The sequence below is a fragment of the Photobacterium sp. R1 genome, assembly GCF_054600795.1.
This window is the reverse complement of record NZ_BAAHZP010000006.1, coordinates 143,332-164,720: the sequence shown is the minus strand read 5'-3', so window position 1 is coordinate 164,720 and position 21,389 is coordinate 143,332. Positions and strand designations below refer to the sequence as shown.

General features: G+C 50.8%; 16 protein-coding genes. 7 read left to right on the top strand and 9 right to left on the bottom strand.

What is annotated here, in order from left to right:
* The first annotated feature begins 22 nt into the window (after positions 1-22).
* Together nrdB and ACYP03_RS12035 are read left to right on the top strand one after the other, a co-directional pair.
* Positions 23-1,156 carry a class Ia ribonucleoside-diphosphate reductase subunit beta gene (nrdB, locus tag ACYP03_RS12040; RefSeq protein WP_248140739.1) on the top strand — a complete coding sequence of 378 codons (1,134 nt, stop codon included), beginning with the start codon at positions 23-25 and terminating at the stop codon, positions 1,154-1,156.
* Positions 1,153-1,422 (top strand): 2Fe-2S iron-sulfur cluster-binding protein, encoded by a 270-nt coding sequence (locus ACYP03_RS12035; protein ID WP_248140742.1) that lies wholly within the window; start codon positions 1,153-1,155, stop codon positions 1,420-1,422. The genes nrdB and ACYP03_RS12035 overlap by 4 nt, the downstream gene beginning before the upstream one ends.
* Before the next feature lie 77 nt (positions 1,423-1,499).
* Here the strand turns inward: ACYP03_RS12035 and ACYP03_RS12030 are convergent, their stop codons facing one another.
* The gene (locus tag ACYP03_RS12030; RefSeq protein WP_459780046.1) at positions 1,500-2,732 is read right to left on the bottom strand and encodes a CinA family nicotinamide mononucleotide deamidase-related protein; all 1,233 of its coding nucleotides are present in this window, start codon (positions 2,730-2,732) and stop codon (positions 1,500-1,502) included.
* A gap of 453 nt (positions 2,733-3,185) precedes the next feature.
* On the opposite strand from ACYP03_RS12030, the gene tyrP reads away from it, so the two are divergent.
* Both tyrP and ACYP03_RS12020 read left to right on the top strand, forming a co-directional pair.
* Positions 3,186-4,385 carry a tyrosine transporter TyrP gene (gene tyrP / locus ACYP03_RS12025; RefSeq protein ID WP_459780045.1) on the top strand — a complete coding sequence of 400 codons (1,200 nt, stop codon included), beginning with the start codon at positions 3,186-3,188 and terminating at the stop codon, positions 4,383-4,385.
* Between the two features lie 270 nt (positions 4,386-4,655).
* On the top strand, positions 4,656-6,659 hold the full coding sequence (locus ACYP03_RS12020; RefSeq protein WP_459780044.1) for a putative bifunctional diguanylate cyclase/phosphodiesterase: 2,004 nt from the start codon (positions 4,656-4,658) through the stop codon (positions 6,657-6,659).
* 73 nt (positions 6,660-6,732) lie between these two features.
* On the opposite strand, the gene ACYP03_RS12015 is transcribed toward ACYP03_RS12020, so the two are convergent.
* From ACYP03_RS12015 to cysB, 3 genes are all read right to left on the bottom strand, one after another.
* Positions 6,733-7,461 carry a sulfite exporter TauE/SafE family protein gene (locus ACYP03_RS12015; RefSeq protein WP_248140750.1) on the bottom strand — a complete coding sequence of 243 codons (729 nt, stop codon included), beginning with the start codon at positions 7,459-7,461 and terminating at the stop codon, positions 6,733-6,735.
* On the bottom strand, positions 7,443-8,663 hold the full coding sequence (locus ACYP03_RS12010) for a methyltransferase (protein WP_459780043.1): 1,221 nt from the start codon (positions 8,661-8,663) through the stop codon (positions 7,443-7,445). Before ACYP03_RS12010 ends, ACYP03_RS12015 begins: the two co-directional genes overlap by 19 nt.
* Positions 8,664-8,791: 128 nt before the next feature.
* Positions 8,792-9,766 (bottom strand): HTH-type transcriptional regulator CysB, encoded by a 975-nt coding sequence (cysB, locus tag ACYP03_RS12005; protein WP_248140754.1) that lies wholly within the window; start codon positions 9,764-9,766, stop codon positions 8,792-8,794.
* 325 nt (positions 9,767-10,091) lie between these two features.
* On the opposite strand from cysB, the gene ACYP03_RS12000 reads away from it, so the two are divergent.
* A complete protein-coding gene (locus ACYP03_RS12000) occupies positions 10,092-10,853 on the top strand; it encodes a DNA repair protein (protein ID WP_330959203.1) in 762 nt (253 codons plus the stop codon).
* A gap of 64 nt (positions 10,854-10,917) precedes the next feature.
* On the opposite strand, the gene ACYP03_RS11995 is transcribed toward ACYP03_RS12000, so the two are convergent.
* The 3 genes from ACYP03_RS11995 to ACYP03_RS11985 all read right to left on the bottom strand — a co-directional run bounded on the left by ACYP03_RS11995 (position 10,918) and on the right by ACYP03_RS11985 (position 14,115).
* Positions 10,918-12,150 (bottom strand): quaternary amine ABC transporter ATP-binding protein, encoded by a 1,233-nt coding sequence (locus ACYP03_RS11995; protein WP_459780042.1) that lies wholly within the window; start codon positions 12,148-12,150, stop codon positions 10,918-10,920.
* On the bottom strand, positions 12,143-13,042 hold the full coding sequence (locus tag ACYP03_RS11990) for an ABC transporter permease (RefSeq protein WP_459780040.1): 900 nt from the start codon (positions 13,040-13,042) through the stop codon (positions 12,143-12,145). Before ACYP03_RS11990 ends, ACYP03_RS11995 begins: the two co-directional genes overlap by 8 nt.
* Before the next feature lie 62 nt (positions 13,043-13,104).
* Entirely contained in the window at positions 13,105-14,115 is a 1,011-nt protein-coding gene (locus ACYP03_RS11985) for an ABC transporter substrate-binding protein (protein ID WP_459780039.1), read from the bottom strand.
* A gap of 234 nt (positions 14,116-14,349) precedes the next feature.
* Between ACYP03_RS11985 and miaE the strand changes: the two genes are divergently transcribed.
* On the top strand, positions 14,350-15,141 hold the full coding sequence (miaE, locus tag ACYP03_RS11980; RefSeq protein ID WP_459780037.1) for a tRNA isopentenyl-2-thiomethyl-A-37 hydroxylase MiaE: 792 nt from the start codon (positions 14,350-14,352) through the stop codon (positions 15,139-15,141).
* Here miaE and ACYP03_RS11975 read toward each other — a convergent pair.
* On the bottom strand, positions 15,134-16,831 hold the full coding sequence (locus ACYP03_RS11975; RefSeq protein WP_459780036.1) for an SgrR family transcriptional regulator: 1,698 nt from the start codon (positions 16,829-16,831) through the stop codon (positions 15,134-15,136). The genes miaE and ACYP03_RS11975 overlap by 8 nt on opposite strands.
* A 92-nt stretch (positions 16,832-16,923) precedes the next feature.
* Here ACYP03_RS11975 and ACYP03_RS11970 point away from each other — a divergent pair, with 92 nt between their 5' ends.
* Positions 16,924-18,135 (top strand): MFS transporter, encoded by a 1,212-nt coding sequence (locus tag ACYP03_RS11970; protein WP_459780034.1) that lies wholly within the window; start codon positions 16,924-16,926, stop codon positions 18,133-18,135.
* A gap of 187 nt (positions 18,136-18,322) precedes the next feature.
* On the opposite strand, the gene topA is transcribed toward ACYP03_RS11970, so the two are convergent.
* Positions 18,323-20,962, bottom strand: a complete 2,640-nt coding sequence (gene topA / locus ACYP03_RS11965) for a type I DNA topoisomerase (protein ID WP_459780032.1) — start codon at positions 20,960-20,962, stop codon at positions 18,323-18,325.
* Between the last annotated feature and the right edge of the window lie 427 nt (positions 20,963-21,389).

The window sequence follows — 21,389 nt, the reverse complement described above, 5'->3', positions numbered from 1 at the left end:
CCCCTTTGATGTTGAGGACACAATGGCATACAGCACTTTCTGTAAAACCAATAATAACGCGCTGAAAGAACCCATGTTCTTCGGCCAGCCCGTGAACGTGGCGCGTTATGACCAGCAAAAATTCGAAATCTTCGAAAAACTGATCGAAAAGCAACTGTCTTTCTTCTGGCGCCCGGAAGAAGTCGACGTATCCAGCGATCGCATTAACTTCAATAATCTGCCGGATCACGAGCGCCATATTTTCATCAGCAATCTGAAATATCAGACGCTGCTCGACTCGATTCAGGGCCGCAGCCCGAACGTAGCGCTGTTGCCGCTGGTTTCGATCCCAGAGCTGGAAACCTGGATTGAAACCTGGTCATTTTCTGAGACCATTCACTCGCGCTCTTATACGCACATTATTCGCAATATCGTGAACGACCCGGCTGTGGTATTTGACGATATTGTTACCAATGAGCACATCATCAAACGTGCCGGTGACATTTCCCATTACTATGACCAGCTGATTCACAGCACCAATGATTATCACCGCCTGGGTGAAGGTGTTCATACCGTGAACGGCGAAACCGTAGAAGTCAGCCTGCACGAACTGAAGAAAAAGCTGTATCTGTGCCTGATGTCGGTCAACGCCCTGGAAGCAATTCGTTTTTACGTCAGCTTCGCGTGTTCATTCGCATTCGCCGAACGTGAGCTGATGGAAGGGAATGCAAAAATCATCAAGCTGATTGCCCGGGATGAAGCGCTGCACCTGACAGGAACCCAGCATATTCTGAACCTGATGCGTACAGGTCAGGATGACCCGGAAATGGCCGAAATTGCCAGTGAATGTGAAACGCAGTGCTTTAACATCTTTAAAGAAGCTGCGGAGCAGGAAAAAGAATGGGCTGAGTATCTGTTTAAAGACGGCTCTATGATTGGCCTGAACAAAGACATTCTGTGTCAGTATGTCGAGTACATTACGAACCTGCGCATGTCCGCCGTCGGTCTGAAGCCAGCCTACCCTGGCGCGACTCAGAATCCGATTCCATGGATCAATGCCTGGTTGTCTTCTGACAACGTTCAGGTGGCGCCTCAGGAAGCGGAAATCAGCTCTTACCTGGTTGGTCAGATTGACAATGACGTCAGCGCAGACGATCTGGGCGACTTCGAGCTATGACCCAACTGACCATTACGGTGAACGGACAACGGGTTCAGGGCAATAACTATGAGCCCCTGCTCCTTCAACTGGAACGTGCGGGATTACAGCCCGAGTTCCAGTGCCGCAATGGAATGTGTGGTGCCTGCCGGTGCAAACTGAAAGAAGGCAGCGTGGATCAGCATGAAGCGATGGCGTTTGTTGCGCCGGGTGAAATTCTTGCCTGCCGCGCTGTCCCGACATCAGATCTGGACCTGGAGTTTACGTACCAGTTACAGACGCCTTAAGTTCGGCAGACAGCAATCGGAAATTAAAAAAGCCAGTTTGAATAAATCAAGCTGGCTTTTTAATATCCGGAACAGACTTATTTGGATTCGGCCGGTAAAAACAGCTCACTCAGGGTTTCGAAAGTCACATAACTGCCGATGACCGGCTCTCCGGACTGCCAGCGACGCAGCATATCCAGCATCAGAGTCGCAACCAGCTTGCGATGTGATTTATTGGCGTACTGACGCTTTGTGCTGACATGCTGTGCCCAGTCCCCTCCGGGGGTTGAAAGCGCAACAGCAACCGCACCGTCATGCAAAGGTCCGCAGACTAAGGCTAAGTCTGAACTGGTTTGATGCCGGGCAGCTGCCGCCATCGCCAGAGCGGCTCCCATCGGCTCAGCATCGCTCACGGAAGGCTCAACTTTCGTGGTCAGTAACCATCCCTGATTCAGCGCAGACTGGGTATGGGGATTATCCTGCAGCCAGTTCATCACATCCCCGCCGGTAAACTGCTCAGCAACCGTCAGGGTGTAAGGCTGCTGTTCTAAAACACGACCGATGCTGTCCAGCAGATTGGCTTCGACACCAACAATGTTGTCTCCCAGCCGGGTCTGTATCGCTTCGAAAACCGAGGCGGACTGAACATCTCCCTTCGGCGCAAATAATTTCACCTCGATGAATGGCATGGCTGAACGGTAACCAAGCTGGAAAGACGGCGGCAGGTCCAGAGTCGAAAGTGTATCGTTAATCCCGGATTCTGACAGGCCAAAACAATACAGGCGATGACACGCCATCATAGACACTTCCGGATGAAGTTTTTTCAGGCGCGGCAAAATTTCATCTTCGACCATCTTTTTGAATTCGCTTGGAACACCCGGCGTGAAAAAGAGATGCGCACGATTGAGCTTCATCATGAAACCACAAGCCGTCCCCACCGGATTGTCCAGCAGCTCAGCTCCTTCAGGCAGCATGGCCTGCTTCAGGTTTGCCTGAGGCATTTCCCGGCCATACACCCGGAATTTTTCGATCATCTGCTCAACCCAGAATTCAGATTGCTCCAGACCAGCCCCTGCGGCAATGGCCGCCGCCTGCGCCGTCAGATCGTCCGTTGTAGGACCCAGCCCGCCATTTACGATAACGATATCTGCCGTCAGACTGCACTGTTCAATTTCAGAAGCCAGGCTTTCCAACTGGTCACCAACCGTCGTCCTGCGTGACAGCGCAAAGCCATGCTGAAAAAACAACCGGGAAAGCCATGCTGCATTGGTATCTACAATATCTCCATGCAGGACTTCTTCGCCGGTACTGATCATGACCACTTGCAACATGTTCTTCCTCTTCGGATTCAAAATTTTACTCACTGTAACACTTCGCTAACGGCGAGAAAATGCACATCATGCTTATTTAAATTATCCAGCACAGACAATATGTTGCATACAGTTTTCAATAAACGGACTGTAAATATAAATTTACACTCATTTAAACTTAAGTTGACAGTCGTTTTATCCAGGATTAAAGTAGCAGCTGAGAATTACAGCTGACATAATGATTAATTGTTAGCTAAAAATACCGTATGTTGTACAAATGTTATGAGAAAACACTTCATGAAGACTTATTATCGTCGGCCACAATGGTCGACAGCGTTGTAAAGAAAGTTGAACAAATCAATTCCTTCCAACCCGTTACACCATTGTGGCTATATTTTTTCTTCGGAGAGAATCAGCCTGAACAGCCCCCTCTCCCATCAAATAAACCAATAAAAATACAGGGAGTTTTCCTCGATGAGCATGAACAAAACGTTCGGTAGTACATTGATAATTGCCGGCACAACCATTGGCGCCGGAATGCTGGCATTACCTCTGGCCTCCGCCGGGCTTGGGTTTACGACAGCGACGTTAACCATGGTAGGAATCTGGGCACTGATGGTGTACACCGCCCTGCTGATGCTGGAAGTCCACCAGCACGCCGAACAATCTGCGACCCTGCATACACTTGCCCGGGAACTGCTAGGGAAAAAAGGCCAGCTCGTGGCAAACTTTGCCATGATGTTTCTGTTTTACGCATTATGTTCCGCTTACATCGCCGGTGGCGGCGAGCAGCTGCATGACAAGCTGACCAACTGGCTGGGTCTGAATGTGATTCCTCAGGCTGGCACAATCATCTTTACACTGATCATTGCCACCATCGTGTCTATCGGTACTCACTCTGTTGACCTGGTCAACCGTATCCTGTTTGCTTTGAAAGTTATTGCGCTGACCGTCATGCTGAGCTTACTGCTGCCTCATATTCAGGGCGAGCATCTGGTCGACATGCCGGTTGAGAAAGGGCTGCTGATTTCCGCACTGCCGGTTGTCTTCACTTCTTTCGGATTCCACGGCAGTATTCCCTCGATCGTGCGTTACGTGGGGATTGATATGAAAGCATTGCGCAAAGTGATGATTATTGGCGCCTCTGTGCCGCTGGTCATTTACCTGCTCTGGCAAATTGCCAGCCAGGGCATCCTGAGTCAGTCACAGCTGATTGACAACGCGAACCTGAGAAGCTTCATTTCGGTGCTCAGTACGCTGCTGCACAACCCGATGGTCAGTCATGCTGTCTCTGTCTTTGCAGATCTGGCGCTGGCGACCTCTTTCTTAGGCGTGAGTCTGGGCCTGTTCGACTTTTTGTCCGACACGCTCAACCGTCAGAGTTCGGCATCAGGCCGCCTGCAAACAGCTGTTTTTACCTTCGTACCACCATTATGTTTCGCGCTGTTCTACCCGCAGGGCTTTATCATGGCACTGGGTTACGCTGCGATTGCACTGGTTATCCTGGCGATCTTCCTGCCGGTTGCGATGGTTCATGTGCAGCGTCAGCAAAGAAAAGAGGGTTATCAGGTGATTGGCGGTCAGCCAGCCTTGTTCATGGCCGCAACAGCAGGTGTCGTGATTATCACAGCACAGCTACTGCAGATGGTTGGTGTCATCCCGGCGGTCGGCTAATTGCTTCTGGAACATCGGGTCGCTCAAAGCGGCCCGACATTTTTTGATACGTGACCATTGAAAAATATGGGTAAGACAACGAGATAAATTGATAAGTTTAAATATTAGACAACAAACATCTGTAAATGCATAAAAACAAATAAAACCATCAGTAATTGCATATTTATAGATTACATTTCAATAAATTACACAAATATCACACACTGTTTTTGAACAAAGATCACGCTTTATGCCCTGGTACATATATGCGTAACGTATTTTAGGCTATCGTTGAGACATCGAACCTTTAAAGCCATCCCTTTATCTGGTATGAGCCAATCCTTTACGACCTTTGAGCATCTGCAATCCCCAGTATGGGTTTTCGATATCGAAAACAAAGCCATCGTCTGGGCTAATTCCGCTGCGCTGCCTTTATGGGAAGCAGAGAGCCTTCATGAACTGACTACACGGGATCTTGGCCGTGATATGTCTGATGCCGTTGAGGCGACCCTGAATGATTATCTTCAGATGTTCAAACGGGGTGAAGCGCTCAAACTGTGGTGGAGCTACAGTCCCAAAAGCAAAGTTAAGAATGCATTATGTTACTTTTCCGGCATCCCTCTGACAGATGGCCGGATGGCGATGCTGGTGCATGTGATCGCCGAAGAAGCCAGCCTGAGACGGGAGCTGGCATTTTCCGATGGTTCCAATCTGGCATTGCTGTTTTCCTCAGAAGGCAAGTTGCTCAGTGCGAACCGTGCTTTTGTCCATGCGTTTGGCGAGCAGCTTGACAGCCTGGCGACCTTCGTCGGCGATATTAAACTGGCCCAAAAGTGGCTTCAGGAGGCCAGTGAAGGTGGCATCCTGAACCACAGAAAACTCTGCTGGACCGGACGCAATTACGACTGGTTCAACATTGACGGGAAATGGCTGGCAGACAAACAACAGCTGTTGCTCAGCCTGGTTAATATCAGCCAGGAAAAAGAGCAGTTGAAGCAAGCCAAATATCAGTCTGAGCATGATTATCTGACCGGCCTGCTCAACCGTCGTGGCATGATCAACGCCATTCATGCATCTCAGCATACCTCTCAGCCTTATACCCTGCTGTTTCTGGATATCGACGGCTTTAAGCTGATCAATGACAGCTACGGCCATGCCATTGGTGATAAGATGCTGCGTGCCATTGCGATTCGTCTGAGCGAAATTGTGAAGTTCAATGGATTGCTGGCGCGTTTTGGGGGCGATGAGTTCATTATTCAGCTTGATCAGCGCCAAATTGATGAGCCAGCCCAGTTTGCCCGTAAGTTGATCGCCAGCCTGAATAAACCATTCCACCTGAAAGAAGTCGGCGAGCTTTCCATTGGCTGCAGCATCGGGATGGCGAGTTTCCCGACCGATGCCAAGAAGATTGAAACCCTGATCACTCAGGCGGACATGGCCATGCATCGTGCGAAGCTGAGAGGCCGCAACCGCTGCCACCACTTCTCACCGGAAATGGCAGAAGATCTGTATCGTAAAATGACCCTGCGCCATCACCTGACACTGGCGATGGATGCGGAAGCATTCGAGCTTTATTATCAGCCGATTGTCGATTTGAAGAATCACCGGCTCGGTGGTTTTGAGGCGCTGATTCGCTGGTACGACGAAGATCTCGGTCAGGTTGCACCATCAGAATTTATCCCGCTGGCAGAAGAGACCGGCCAGATTGTTCCATTAGGCAAATGGACACTCAAACAAGCCTGCATGCAGTTGTCGAGCTGGAATAAGACATTCGGGAAGCGTTTTACAGTCAGTGTGAACCTGTCACGGGCACAGCTCCATGCCAGCCTGGCCACTTACATTTCAACGCTGCTGGTTCAATACGACATTGCCCCATCTCAGTTAGCGCTTGAGCTCACTGAGTCGGCCATGTTGCAGGAGTACGATGAAGCCAAGCAATGCCTGGTTGATTTGGCAGAGCTGGGCATCGAGCTGCACCTAGATGACTTCGGAACCGGTTATTCCTCATTGTCTCAACTGCAGAACCTGCCGATCACTCAGGTCAAACTGGACCAGAGTTTCGTGCAGGCGAATACGCAAAGCAGCCGGGCCATTGTGGAAGCAACCTGTGCAATTTGCGACAAGCTCAACTTGAAACTAGTTGCGGAAGGGGTTGAAACCCTGGAACAACTTGAGTTCATTCAAAGCTGCCAGTTTGATTACTGTCAGGGGTACTACCTGGGTAAACCTATGCCGGCCCATGAACTTGAACGACGCCAGTTCAATCTGTTCAACGCCATCCCGATCGCCAGCTGATGAAAACAAGGCAGAAGAAAGTTAACGTAAGGTTCAGCCTTCTTCTGCCCTGTTCTTGGCGATTTTTCTCTGATCATGCCCACATTGGGCTCAATCCCTGCCACATCGCGGCCATCCCGGCAAAAGTACAGAGGACCAGCAGCGCATACCGCAACCATTCTGTCTTCACCAGATGCTGGACTTTATAAGCCAGTAAGGTCGTGATGATCGGTGCCGGTAAAATGAGTAATGCATACTTCAGGTGCCAGACACTGAAATGATCCGTTGCCGACAGCGCTATCAGAGACAAAACACAACTAAACGCAAAATACAGAGCCAGGTTCGCTCTGAGTTTCCCGGCTTCTGCATGCTGCAGGACCAGCGCCATCGGCGGGCCGCCAATACTGGTGGTCGTTCCCATCAGTCCGGATGTAAACCCAGCAATAAAAAGCGCTTTCGGCGTGGGTTTAAACCGCACCTTCATCAGACTAATCAATACAGCCAGCAACACCCCGCCGCCGAGAATCAACGCCAGATGCTCAGCACTGATATAAAGCAGTATCCAGCCCGCGACCATAGTACCGGGGACACGACCAATAAACGCCGCACTCATCCCCTGAAACGAAATCTGTTGCCTGTATTGCCACATGTTGATCAACGCAAGCACCAGACCAACAAAAGTGACCACACCCGGAACAAAACGCGGCTCGAAGAAATAAACAACCGGCGCTGCGACAATTGCCATCCCAAAGCCGACGGTACTTTGCACGAAACAACCGGCCGACAAGGCCAGCGCACAATAAATCAGGGTACTGAGTTCCATTCATTCTCCAGTTGCGCGTGAATCAGAATATTTCGCGGCGTGACAGGCTTTTCACAAAAAGTCCCGACCCGCACCTGATAACCGGCACTTTCCATAAAGATTGCCCGATCATAAACCAGCCATAACTCCAGCGGTCGCCGGAATATCTGCCGCACCAATTCCATGCGTTCGATTTGATAAAAGCGTTTTTCACCGGCCTGCTGCCAGTGCTGATAGTCCACACCGTCTGGTAAGACAATCCCTTTTTTCTCTGCAGCCCAACGGCAAAAAGCCTCAAACCCTTCATTCAGGAGGGCTTTCTGAACATTCGGAACCGGCAAATAGGTCTCGCTGCCGGCCAGCGTTTGCTGCAAAGCATCAAACCCCAACCGGTAACTGACTTCCACAAAGCGCTGGTTGCGTACCCGCTGACCTGCCGTTACCGTCTCCTGCAATGGCATTTTCAAGTCGTGCTTAGACAGCGTTAGTCGGCTTGATTTCGCATCCGCTGATAAGGGCTGGTATACCGCATTGCGGATCAAGTGATAGCAGCAGGGTGAAACACTGACAGCCTGCCCTTTTCGGGCCTCAACCTGTTTGAGCAACGTGACATGCAGGTCGCCACAGGCATGTAAGGCAACCGCATGCTGCTTTGGCTGAATCAGTTGTACACTTTCCGGTGAAAAAGCGTCACCCTGAACAAACGTCATGGGCAGTGAAAGCTGTGCCGCCATCTGTTGTCCGTCGTCACATAACGCTTGCTGCCACTCCAGACTGGTCACCGGAGTCTGATGAGCTGCAGCCAGCACTCGTCCCAAATGTCCTTTTCCGGCACACCACTCCAGCCACGGCAGCCCATGTAGCGGTAATACACTCTGAAAAGCCTGAATCTGATGCCACTTACGCCCGGGAACGCCTGTATCCAATCCTCTCGGCAAAGAAGACATCGCATCAGACACTCTGGGCAAAACCGGTAAAGAGGTCAGTTCAAAAAGCGCTGCCGCATCGGGTAAAAACGGTCGGATTGCATCTCTGAGTTTTTCCGCGTCCTGCAACAGACAAGAAATTTCGTCATCAGAAAGCTGATCCAGCCAGTCTGACAGCGCAGGCAGGTGTTCTTGCCAGGGATAATCCCTGCAGGCAAAAGGCATAAACTGCCAGAGCGCACGATGCTTGGTCAGCAGAACATCCAGCTGACGGAAAACTTCTGAATAAGCAGACATGGTAAACCAGTGACGAAGAACAGACAGAAAGCCGGTATTTTATCTCATACTCAGCTGCAGAAGTAAGGGACAGAAAAAGAAAAAGCCGCGTCTCGCGGCTTTTGATGATCATGGTCCGATAAACATGATTAACGGACGGGCAGCTTGATATTGGCAAACATCGCTTCAATTTCTTCATTGCTTTTCAGGGCCAGCGCCTGATCAACAACATTCCGGGTCAGATGCGGTGCAAACCGTTCCATGAAATCGTACATGTATGTGCGCAGGAAAGTCCCTTTCTTAAAGCCAATCGTCGTGGTACTGGCTTCGAAAATATGGCTGGCATCAATGGCCACCAGATCCTGATCCGTTGCAGGGTCAATCGCCATACTGGCCATAACCCCCACCCCGATGCCCAAACGCACATAAGTTTTAATGACATCAGCATCCGTCGCTGTGAAGACAATACGTGGTGTCAGACCCGAACGGTTAAAGGCATCATCCAGTTCAGAGCGGCCGGTAAAGCCAAACACATAAGTTACCAGCGGGTAAGCCGCCAGATCATGGATGGTCACATCGCGCTTCTGCGCCAGCGGGTGATCAGCCCGGACCACAATGGAGCGATTCCAGTGATAGCACGGCAACATAATCATGTCCTGATATAAATGCAGGGCTTCTGTTGCTATGGCAAAAACAGTGGTTCCTTTAGAAACGGCGTCGGCAATCTGAGACGGCGTTCCCTGATGCATATGCAGTGAAACCTTCGGATAACGCTCAATAAACCCCTGAATGACCTGAGGTAAAGCATAACGGGCCTGAGTATGAGTCGTCGCAATGTGCAGCGTCCCCATTTCCGGATGCGTATATTCCCCGGCGACCGATTTAATGCTTTCGACTCGCGAAAGGATATCCCGGGAAATACGGACAATGTTTTCACCCGCCGGAGTCACTTTGGTCAGGTGCTTGCCACTGCGCTCAAAAATCTGAATACCCAGTTCATCTTCAAGTAATCGGACTTGCTTACTGATGCCGGGCTGAGAGGTGTACAGGCTTTCAGCTGTAGAGGACACATTGAGATTATGATTCACCACCTCAACGATATAACGTAATTGTTGTAGTTTCATGCTACCGCCCCAAATATAGTCCGTTACATTCTAACAAAGCGTTGTTCTATTTCACTATGTTATATGCACTATCATAGTGCTTCAACGCCGCTTGTACAGTCGTACGACGGTTTGAATCAATTCAAACCATCATAATTGGACAATCGTCGGAAATCTAGACAGAGTGGCGTCTGACAGGCCATCATCGTCACACTACATCAGGCAGAAGAAATATACACACTGCGAATGTGAGGCTATGAGCAAAAATCCCCGCAATGCTATGACCTCTTTGCCAGATGGTGTATCTTATTGCTTCGTTTTTATGTGGATTATCTGATCGAGTTTTATGAGTATTCCTTTAGTGATCGGTCTGGTCGGCCTGCTGTTAGTCCTGGTTGTCGGTTATAACGTTATCATTCAGTATCGCCAGCAGCTGGAAAGCCAGAAACAGCAGGAACTGGCGAAACACATCGCCGTCATCGACTCCAGCGAAGACCTGATCAGCCATGCTCATCACCTGCCTTACAGTAAAGACTTACTTGTCTGTCTGAATCACCGGATTCTTTCAGCGCTGGAAAGTATGTACGAAATTGATCAGACGGATCGCTCCATGCCCCAGCGAATTCACAACGTCCGTGAACAGATCAAACAGCTTCAGCAGCACTATACGCCCAACGAAATGTCTGGCTTCAAAGTCCCGACAACAGACCGTCAGGCCATTGCCATGCTGCAGCTGGTCAAACGCCTGAAACAAGTGGTTAAAAGTGAACACAGTAAGGGCCGCCTGGGTACCCAGGCTTTTGTCACCGAAAACGCGCGTCTGGAAGGTCTCCAGCTGCGTATCAATATTGAAAACGTCGTCAAACGTGCTAATGATGCACGAATGAAGCGTCAGATTGGTACCGCGAAACAATTACTTCGGAAAGGTCTGGATGCACTGTCCACCAAGAACCACAATTACGCCAATCAGGCCCGTGAAAAACTTCAGGCCATGCTGGATGAAATCGACAGCTCTCAGAACCAGACACATGCAAAACAGCGTCAGGAAATGATCGAAAAAGAGCAGGACGAACTGGACGTACTCTTCCAGCCCAAGAAAAAGTGGTAATCCACGCAATCAAATACAACACAGGCCGCATTTCGCGGCCTGTGTTCTTTCTGCGGCAATCTTATCACCCTGATTCCGCTGTCATATGCTCACTGAATACCTTCGCCAGCGTCGCACGTGAGAGACTGCCCCGTAAGTTCCCCAGACTGTCCAGCACAGGTAAAGGCAGTTCATTTTCCAGAGTCAGCGGCAACACTGCTTCCAGTGGTTGTGCACAATGAATCGAAGGCAGCGCAATCAGCATCGAAGGTTCAAGACTCGAATCAGGGCGTTCAAGAGCAATGTTTTCCAGTGCATCTCGTGTGATCACGCCCAGACAACCCTGCGTATCATCCCAGACATAAGCAAAGTTCATCTGGCACTCGCGCAGAGACTGCAGCGCCTCTGCAACCGTCCCCGGCTCAATACAGGGAGCCGGTGTCGTCATCACAGCTTCAACGCTCAGCGCTTTTGAACGGTTCACATCCCGGACGAAAGCTTCGATATAATCGTCCGCAGGCCGAAGCAGAATATCGACCGGTTTTCCCTGCTGAATCAACTGACCGTCACGTAATATCGCGATCCTGTCTCCCAGTCGCAGGGCTTCGTCCAGATCGTGGGTAATAAAGATAATGGTCTTTCCCAGTTTTGCCTGTAACGCCATCAGCTGCGCCTGCATTTCACTGCGAATCAGCGGGTCCAGCGCAGAAAACGCTTCATCCATCAGCAAAATATCAGCATCCATGCACAGCGCACGGGCCAGCCCTACCCTTTGCTGCTGCCCACCAGACAGGCTGGCGGGGTAATGTCCGCCATAGCCCTCAAGGCCAACGGTCTCAAGCCAGTACTGAGCTTTGTCCTGCCATTCTCTTGCTGGCAAACCCTGTATCTGTAAACCATAACCGATATTTTGCAGCACAGTGCGGTGCGGCAGCAAAGCAAAACGCTGAAACACCATGGCCAGTCGCTTGCGCCTGAATGCCTGTAATGCCGAAGGATTCAATGCGGTCACATCGACGCCGTCGATATCGACCTGCCCGGCAGAAGGTTCGATCAGGCGGTTGAAATGGCGGATCAGAGTCGACTTGCCGGAGCCGGATAATCCCATCACCACAAAGATCTCTCCCGGATATACGGAGAGATTGATATTGTTCAGGCCGACGGTGTGGCCGGTTTGCGCCAGAATTTCTTCTTTACTCATTCCTGTCTGAAGCAATTCGAGTGCCTGCTCAGATTTCGGCCCGAACACTTTATACAGATTACGCACGTGAATCAGCGGCGTCCTTTGGTCTGCCGCAGCCTTTGATGAATCAGTCATGATGCTTTCCTGAAAGGTGCTGTTGCGTCCGGCGGGCATAGCTTTGTGATATCCGGTCAAAAATGATTGCCAGGGCAACAATCGCCAGCCCGTTCAGCAGCCCCAGGGTAAAGTACTGATTGGTGATCGACTTCAGCACGGGTTGCCCCAGCCCTTTCACCCCAATCATCGAGGCAATCACCACCATCGCCAAAGCCATCATGATGGTCTGATTGATCCCGGCCATGATGGTTGGCATGGCCAGCGGCAGCTGGACCCCGGTTAAGCGCTGCCAGCTGCTCGCACCATAAGCTTCAGCGGCTTCCAGTACTTCTTTGTCAACCAGCCGGATCCCGAGATTGGTCAATCGGATGACCGGGGGAATGGCATAAATCACCACAGCAATCAGCCCCGGAATTTTACCGATCCCCAACAGCATCACCACGGGGATCAGATACACAAATGCAGGCATGGTCTGCATAATATCCAGCATTGGAGTGATCACACTTTGCGCCCGGTCAGAGCGGGCCATCCAGACTCCCAAAGGAATTCCCGCAACGATCGCCATCAACGCAGAAGCAATAATAATACTCATGGTCCGCATGGTATCTTCCCACATCCCGAACAGACCAATCAGGACAAAGGCAATGATGACACCGCAAACCAGCTTCCAGGAGCGGCTGGCATAGAAAGCCAGTGAGGCCAGGATTGCGATCATTAGCCACCAGGGCGTTGCTAACAACAGCTTTTCAAACCCAATCAACACAGAGAGCAGCGGGTCAAAAAACGCTTCAATACTGTCACCGTATTCACGGGAAAACGTTCGGTATGCACCATCAAGCGTTTTACGAATCGCAAGTAACTGGTGACGATCAAGCTGGGGAAAATCGGAAAACCAGGAAAAATCAGACATCTTTGGTATTGCCATGGATTGCTAAAAAACACAGGCCCGGCGATAAACCGGGCCTGACTGGATCAGCGTGCAGACATCGCTTGCTTGATACGTTTCGCAGCTTCAGGAGATACCCATTGTGCCCACATGGATTCATTCTGCTGCAGGAAATAATCCGTCGCGGACTCACCATCGGCCTGATTGTCTTCCATCCACGCCAGCATCTTATTCATCTGTGCATTGGTAAATGCGCGCTTGGACAAATACGCCAGTGCCTCAGGCGCCTGCCGGGCGAATTTCTCTGTGACGACTGTATCTACCGGAGAAGGCGGGTACATGGTCGGTTTGGGATCCAGACAATCCGCCTGCGTAATACAGGACTGATAATGCTCGACATTCACCCCGGTCCCGAAGTCAACTTTCACCATCTCGTACTTACCCAGAACCGCCGTCGGTGCCCAGTAATAACCGAACCACGGTGCTTTACGCTCATACGCTTTTGCAATCGATGCAGCCAGACCGGCGCCAGAGCCGGGATCCACCAGCTCGAACCCTGCATCTGCCAGTTTCAGCGCCTCAAATAAATGTTCTGTCGTGATCTGACAGGTCCAGCCCGCCGGACACCCCATCATCGCAGACCGTTCCGGATCTTCCGGATGACGGAATAATTGCGCTTTCGCCTTCACGCCCGCAAGTGTTTTCAGGCTGGGATCGTCTTCCACCATATACGCCGGTACCCAAAATCCTTCTTCGCCGCCGTCAGACAGGGTGACACCGGCATAACGCAGCCGCCCTTCGTTGACACCAAGATCCAGTGCCTCCCGCATGGTATTGCTCCACATTTCCGGGGCAATATCCGGCTCACTCTTCTCTATCATGGACGTGGTGGTCGGAATGCTGTCGCCGGGCACCAGCTCTGCATCACAGCCATAGCCATGCTGAAGGATAAATTGATCCAGGTGCGCAAGCATCGTCGCTGAGTTCCAGTTCATGTCAGCAATCGTGACATGCCCGCATTCCTCCGCAGAAACAGTCAGACTCAGGGGCAGTGTGGCGGCGGCCAGTAACCAGGGAGCTATCTGGGGTAAACGCATAACAAATCCTTTCGTTGAGATATCCGGGTGTCCTTCGCCAGAAGCTGGTCTTGTCACCACCACTGATGAATTCCTTTTCAGTATATGCATACCCGAGAGCGATTGACGAGGACACAGACCCGGTTTTTGACCTTAAGTGATTCATTTTTGAGTTCTTTCAGCCGTCAGTGGCCGCCGAAACAGAGCTTTGTTATAATCCGCCCGCTTTTCGTCAACTCAGCCATAAGACCTCTCATGACAGACACACAACACATGATCAACACGCTTCTTTCACCCGTTCATCAGTTTCTGCATTGCGAAACACCGGACAGCTGGATTGAGGAAGCACGTAAGCCGGAAAACCTGAACGATTTACTGGTTGATCACTGTAACTGTGAGTTGAAAGCCAGCCAGACTGCGATTTATCTGATCCGAAAATATGCCGTCGATGAACAAAGCGGTCAGGCATTGCTGGACTGGGCGAAACCGTATGAAAACTTTGTCTATGGCAAGGCCAGAGATAAAGACACCTTTCATGGGAAGAAAAACGGACTCAGTGCCGAGCTGACCGCCAGAGCCGATTGTCCTTACGGACAAGATTTGATCGACAAAATGGTTCGTCTGATCAAAGAAGAGTTTCACCACTTTGAACAGGTACTGGAGATCATGGAAAAGCGCGGCATTGAATACTCCAGCCTGAATGCAGGCCGCTATGCGCGCGGTCTGATGAAAGCCGTACGTACCCATGAACCCGCAACATTAATCGACAAACTGATTATCGGTGCCTACATTGAAGCCCGCTCCTGCGAGCGCTTTGCCAAGCTGGCACCTTATCTGGATGAAGAACTGAAAAAGTTCTACATTTCTCTGCTGCGTTCAGAAGCCCGTCATTATCAGGACTACCTGAAACTGGCGGAGCAGATTGCCGGCGAAGATATCAGTGAGCGTATTCAGTTCATTGGTCAGCGTGAAGCTGAACTGATCAGCAGCCCGGATGAACGGTTCCGCTTCCACAGCGGTGTTCCTGCAGAAGTCGCCGTTAGCTGAAAACCACGCGGCTGAAATCTATCCAGCCATTTGCCAGCAGTGAAACCCCATCGAGATGCGATCGCACATTCAGCTGCTGGCGGTTCTGCCACAAGGGCTGATACATCCCGAGCGCCACGAGCCAGCGTTCAATCGCTTCAAATTGAGCCACTCTTTCTTCCCGGCAGGAATGCGAAAACACCGTCTCAATTTTTCGCATTAACTGTGACTGAGTGTCTGCACTGAGACAAGCCGACAGGGCTGTATTTGCTTTCAGCCATTCCATCCAGTCCAGTTCAGGATCCTCCCCGAAAACTTCACCAGAAATCATAATATCGGCCTGAGACAAACGTGCCATCCGGTTAAAATCGGGAAAGGTTTCAATACAACAGCTCGCTGGAATTCCGGCGTTGTTCAGCGCATGTGTGAGTTGCTCCGCCAGCGCGATATGCTCTGTCAGCTGATAAGTTACAACGTTCAGCGGACGTTCCGGCTGAGGCAGTGACTTGAGATCGACGATTTCAGAAAGACCGGCTGGATGCAGCTCCGCTTGCAGCATGCCCTCAGCGTACCGGTAATTGTCCGGCTGCAAACAATCCGGTAACGGCAACTGACGAATAAAGGCGGCCAGTCTCCTCCGGTGTTCTGCCACCGCCATCCAGCGGGTCCGATTTTCATTCAGCAAGGCATACTCACAGCCCTTTTCCCAGTTTTCCAGCCGCGAGAATTGCTGTGTACGTCCCGACACAAGCCAGGGGTGAACCACATCACTGTTCATGTCAAAATCCATGGCTTGATCACCGATATTCCAGATTTCGACCGCATCCAGCCACGGGCGGCAACCATGATAATGATCAAATGCGACCAGCCTGGTCAGCCATTCGGTCTGTTCATCCAGCAGAAAAGCCCCTGAGCCGATAATTCGGCCATCACCCGCTTGTTTCGCGATTCCGGCTGCCTTTTGTGTCAGTAACGTCGGTATAAAACCCGGCGTCATCTTTGCGATCATCCTGAAGCGCAGAGGAGTCAGTACTTCCACACCCGCAATACAGTCAAACAGCTGCCGATTGCAGCTGTCTGCAGTGCTGAGCCGCTCAAAATGCTCCCTGACAGATTGCGAAGTCAATGGCGTGCCATCATGAAACATCAGCCCTTTCCTCAGGGTAAAGAGCCAGTCATTGCCTTGTTGCTCCCAGTGAATGGCGAGGTTGCCCTGAATGTCACCCGTCTGCTCATTTTTGCTCAGCAAGCCGGCATAAAGGTAAGAGCCCAGATGAACTTCCGTTCGACGGGAAAGCTGAACCACATCCAGATCATGAATACCGCGGTAAAAAGGGATCCGCAGGACATCCCGGGTATCAACCCGTTTGGCTGATCGAAACCCGGCCAGATAATCCGCCAGAAATCCTTCCCGCGCATGTGCTGGCATCAGTGTCAGTGCCTGTTCTACCTGATTCCGCTCCAGTAAGGCGACTGCCTGCTGCGTCACAACAGCGTCTGTCGGTTTCAGCAACATAAGCGTCGGCAGGTTGCCGCGCCCGACGCCGGGAAACCACTGTATCCACCCCTCGCTGACCAGCCTTTTGATCAGCATTTGTGCATTTCGCCGGGTACAGGCCAGTTTTTCTGCCACGGTATCGAGCGACACGACCCATGTCTGCCCAACGTCCAGCTCATCTCTGAGTAACGCCAGTAATCGCCAGTAACGCATAAAAGATGAAATCCTTCTCTAATCTCTGCACTTTTTCTTCCACTTTTCCTGTCGATAATAGCGAAAGTTTCTGATGTGAAAAGGAATTTATGATGACAACTTTTGCGCAATCCCGTTTGGGGATCTGGAAAGAACCGACATTTCTGGTGCTGTTTACCAGTGCATTCTTCACGGCCTTTGGAGCCAAAATTTACAGCCTCGCGTTACCGCTGCTGGTTTATGACCTGACGGCTTCGCCGGAATGGATGGGTTGGATGCGGGCGGTAGAGTTTCTGCCCAATCTGCTGCTGGCCTTGTTTATCGGCGTATGGGTCGACCGAGTTAACCGTAAGCACTGGTCACAGGCCATGCTCATCGGGCAGAGCTTCTGTTTATTCCTGGCTTATTCCGCCGTCGAATGGATGGCTAACCCTTTATGGGCGCTCTTTCCGGCCGCTTTCATGATGATGGCCTTCGATTACGGTTATCACAATGCCCGTCTTGGCATGATGAAAACGGCATTGCCGCAACATCTCCAGAATACGGCCACAGCACGTTTCAGCACTATGTACAGTTTTCTGGAAACCGTTGGACCTGTGTTGTCGGGGGTACTCCTGCTGATGTCCGCTATCCATCAGATCTTTCTACTGCTGATCCTGTTTTATCTGCTCGCATTTATACAGTTGCAACGGCTGTCATTTGCCCCTTCCGAAACAGTGCAGCACCCTCCTGTCTTTTCTGCACTCAAGGAAGGCTGGCACGCCCTGAAGGCGGATCAAACGATGTGTTTGATCACTGCTGCTGTTGTCGTGATTAATACCACGGGTGCTGTATTTCATGTTCAGGCCATTTATTTTGCCAAGGCCGAGCTGATGCTCTCCAACCTGGAGGTCAGCTATCTGATTGCAGCCTCGGGTATCGGCGGCATGGTCGGCGGTATGGTTGCCGACAAGGTCAGACGCCGAATCGGACTGGGCAAGCTGCTCATTTTATCCATTGCACTGGAATCCTTCGGCTTTGTCATGCCTGCTGTTTCTCCGAATGCCGGGGTACTGGCAGCCGCTTTTTTCGTCATCAGCAGCATCGGGCTCATGAGTTCAATTTGCATCTGGAGTTACCGTCAGGAAGCTTTCAGTGACAAACTGCTGGGCCGTGTAGCTGGTATCACAGGTTCACTGTTTAAACTGGGAATGCCGTTTGGACTGGCAGCTTCCGGTTATCTGGTCGCACTCCTGGGGACTGCACCGCTCTTTCTGCTCTGTTTTGCTCTCCAGCTGGCCGTAGCGCTGATGCTGTGGTGCACTCAAGTCCGGCGGACGGCATAAAATCATTTCCTCCTGAATCAATTCAGGGCGGTTACCCCGATTGCTCATTCCAATCGTTTGAGGCCTCATCATTTCTTAAAGGGATCATGAAGTTAACTATACCGCAGTCACTTTGATGTGAGGGGCTGGACTGCTCACCCGTGAAAAACTGTCAGGATAAAAAAACCGCCTTTCGGCGGTTTCTTGATTACTTCTCTTTCTTAGCGTTTTTACGCTTGTCCGTAATGATCCACTGCCCGGCATCATACAGTGCGGTATAACCGGTAGGCTTTCCGTCAACCTCAGAACGAACATAGTTCTCTTTGGTTTTACGGCTGAAACGAACGACTGTTTTCACACCATCCGGATCTTCTGTCGGAGCCTCGGTCAGGTACAGGAACTTCGGCGACAGTCTGTCTTTAAAGCGAACCAGTTCTTCCACCAGCGGCGCACGGGTTTCGCGCGATTTCGGGAAAGTGCTGGCGGCCATAAACAGACCGGAAGCACCGTCACGCAGCACAAAATATGCGTCAGGATCCTGAGTACATGGCAGCTCCGGCAAATGAACCGGATCTTCCTTCGGTGGCGCAACTTCGCCGTTCTTCAGGATTTTCCGGGTATTCTTACAGCTCTCGTTGGTACAACCCATGTACTTTCCGAAACGACCGTTCTTCAGCTCCATGTCTGAGCCGCACTTGTCGCACTCAATCACAGGACCTTCATAGCCTTTCAGTTTAAACTCACCTTTTTCTACCACGTAGCCATCACAGCTTGGGTTGTTACCGCACACATGCAGTTTACGACCCTGGTCAATCAGGTAAGCATCCATCGCGGTGCCACATTTCGGGCAACGTTTCTTGGCACGAAGCGCAGCGGTTTCCACATCCTCTTCCAGGACGTTCACTACACCTTCTTCATCACCCAGATTAATGGTGGTTTTACAGCGTTCTTTCGGTGGCAGCGCGTAGCCGGAACAACCCAGGAATACGCCAGTTGAAGCCGTGCGAATGCCCATCGGACGCGAACAGGTCGGACACTCAATATCCGTCAGGACGATTTTGTTCGGCTTCATGCCGCCTTCGTCTTCCTCACGCTCGGCTTTTTCCAGTTCATCCGTAAAATCGCTGAAGAATTTGTCCAGAACCGATTTCCAGTTCGCTTCGCCTTCCGCAATCTTATCGAGATTACCTTCCATTCGCGCGGTAAAGTCGTAGTCCATCAGATCTGAGAAGCTGTCTTCCAGACGATCGGACACAATTTCACCCATCTTCTCTGCGTAGAAACGACGTTGGTCCACTTTCACATAACCGCGATCCTGGATCGTGGAAATAATGGACGCATAGGTCGACGGGCGGCCGATACCGCGTTTTTCCAGTTCTTTAACCAGTGCTGCTTCGGTAAAACGTGCAGGCGGTTTGGTGAAATGCTGTTTTGGCTCCAGATTCTCAAGCGCCAGAACATCTCCCACCTGAACCGTTGGCAATGTGGTGTCTTCATTTTTACCTGAAGGGCGCTGAACCTTGGTCCAACCGGCGAAACGTAACGTTCGGCCTTTGGCTTTCAGAGTAAAGTCCCCGGCCTGAACCGTGATCGTACTGGAATCGTATTGAGCCGCAGTCATCTGACAGGCCACAAACTGACGCCAGATCAGGTCATACAGTTTAACGGCGTCCTGATCCATGCCTTCCAGGTTTGCCGGCAGTATTTCAACGTTGGACGGTCGAATCGCTTCGTGCGCTTCCTGAGCATTTTCTTTGCTGCCGTAAACCACAGGTTTCGCCGGCAGGTAGCTCTCACCGTATTCCGTTGTAATATAGTCACGTACAGCTTCAACGGCTTCTTTCGACAGATTGGTCGAGTCGGTACGCATATAGGTAATATAGCCGGCTTCATACAAGCGCTGAGCCAGACCCATGGTACGTTTTACGCCATATCCCAGGCGTGTACTCGCTGCCTGTTGCAGCGTTGACGTAATATAAGGCGCTGAAGGCTTACTGGTCGTCGGCTTATCTTCACGCTCTGCGACTTTGAAACTGGCCTTCTCCAGCAGCGAAACTGCCGCATCGGTTTCAGTCTGATTCACTGGCCGGAAAGCTTTCCCCGCCTGCTGAGCAACCATCAGACGCAGCGCATCTTTTTCACCGGTCAGAGTGTTGGCGTGAATGTCCCAGTACTCTTCCGGTACGAATGCCTTAATTTCACGTTCACGTTCAACAATCAGCTTCACAGCGACCGACTGAACACGACCGGCAGACAAACCGCGCGCGACTTTTTTCCACAGCAGCGGCGAGACCATGAAGCCGACAACACGGTCGAGAAAACGGCGTGCCTGCTGAGCATTTACGCCATCAAGGTTCAGTTCACCCGGATGCTCGAACGCCTGTTGAATGGCATTCTTCGTAATTTCGTTAAAAACAACACGTTTATAGCGTTCTTCATCACCACCGATGAGCTCACGAAGATGCCACGCAATTGCTTCTCCTTCGCGGTCCAAATCGGTTGCGAGATATACATAGTCGGCGTCTTCAGCCAGTTTCTGAAGCTCTTGGACAACCTTCTCTTTACCGGGCAGCACGGCGTAATGTGCTTCCCAATCTTTATATGGGTTCACACCCATCTTATTGATCAGCGCATTCAGCTCTTTTTCTTTTTTGATTCGTGCTTTCTCTTCAACGCTCAGTCCTTTGGCGGACGATGCAGCGGCTTTTTTACCGGTACTGCTACTGCCACCCGTCGACAGGTCTCGGACATGCCCAACGCTGGACTTTACGATGAAATCCTTACCAAGGTACTTATTAATCGTTTTTGCCTTAGCAGGGGACTCCACAATAACGAGAGATTTACCCATATGACTCTATTACGTCCTCGTGCTCGCGAAATTCTCAAATATAAACATGTAGTTGCACGCTAAAAGTTACAGTGTAGGCACGGCAACGCTATTACAATATTGGGCTACTATACAAGAAGGTCAACCTGTTTTTAATAAATCCAGATTGATTGGTCGCCCCTTCTACACTTGTAAACACGGTGTTAAGTGTCCCAATTTTTTCAAATCATCCCTGATAATTCTTATATCAAAGCCAGTAAATTGACTGGGCGCAGATCATTACCACCTCAACGACACTTTGACTATTCCCAGCCCGGTTTATTTGTGTCAGCTCACACAAATATGCTGTTACTGATAATGAAATCGTGAAGAATGATTATTTTATATGCATCAAATTGGACAAATTGATTCAATGATCTTCAGCACAGTCAAATAAGCGACAAGGCAA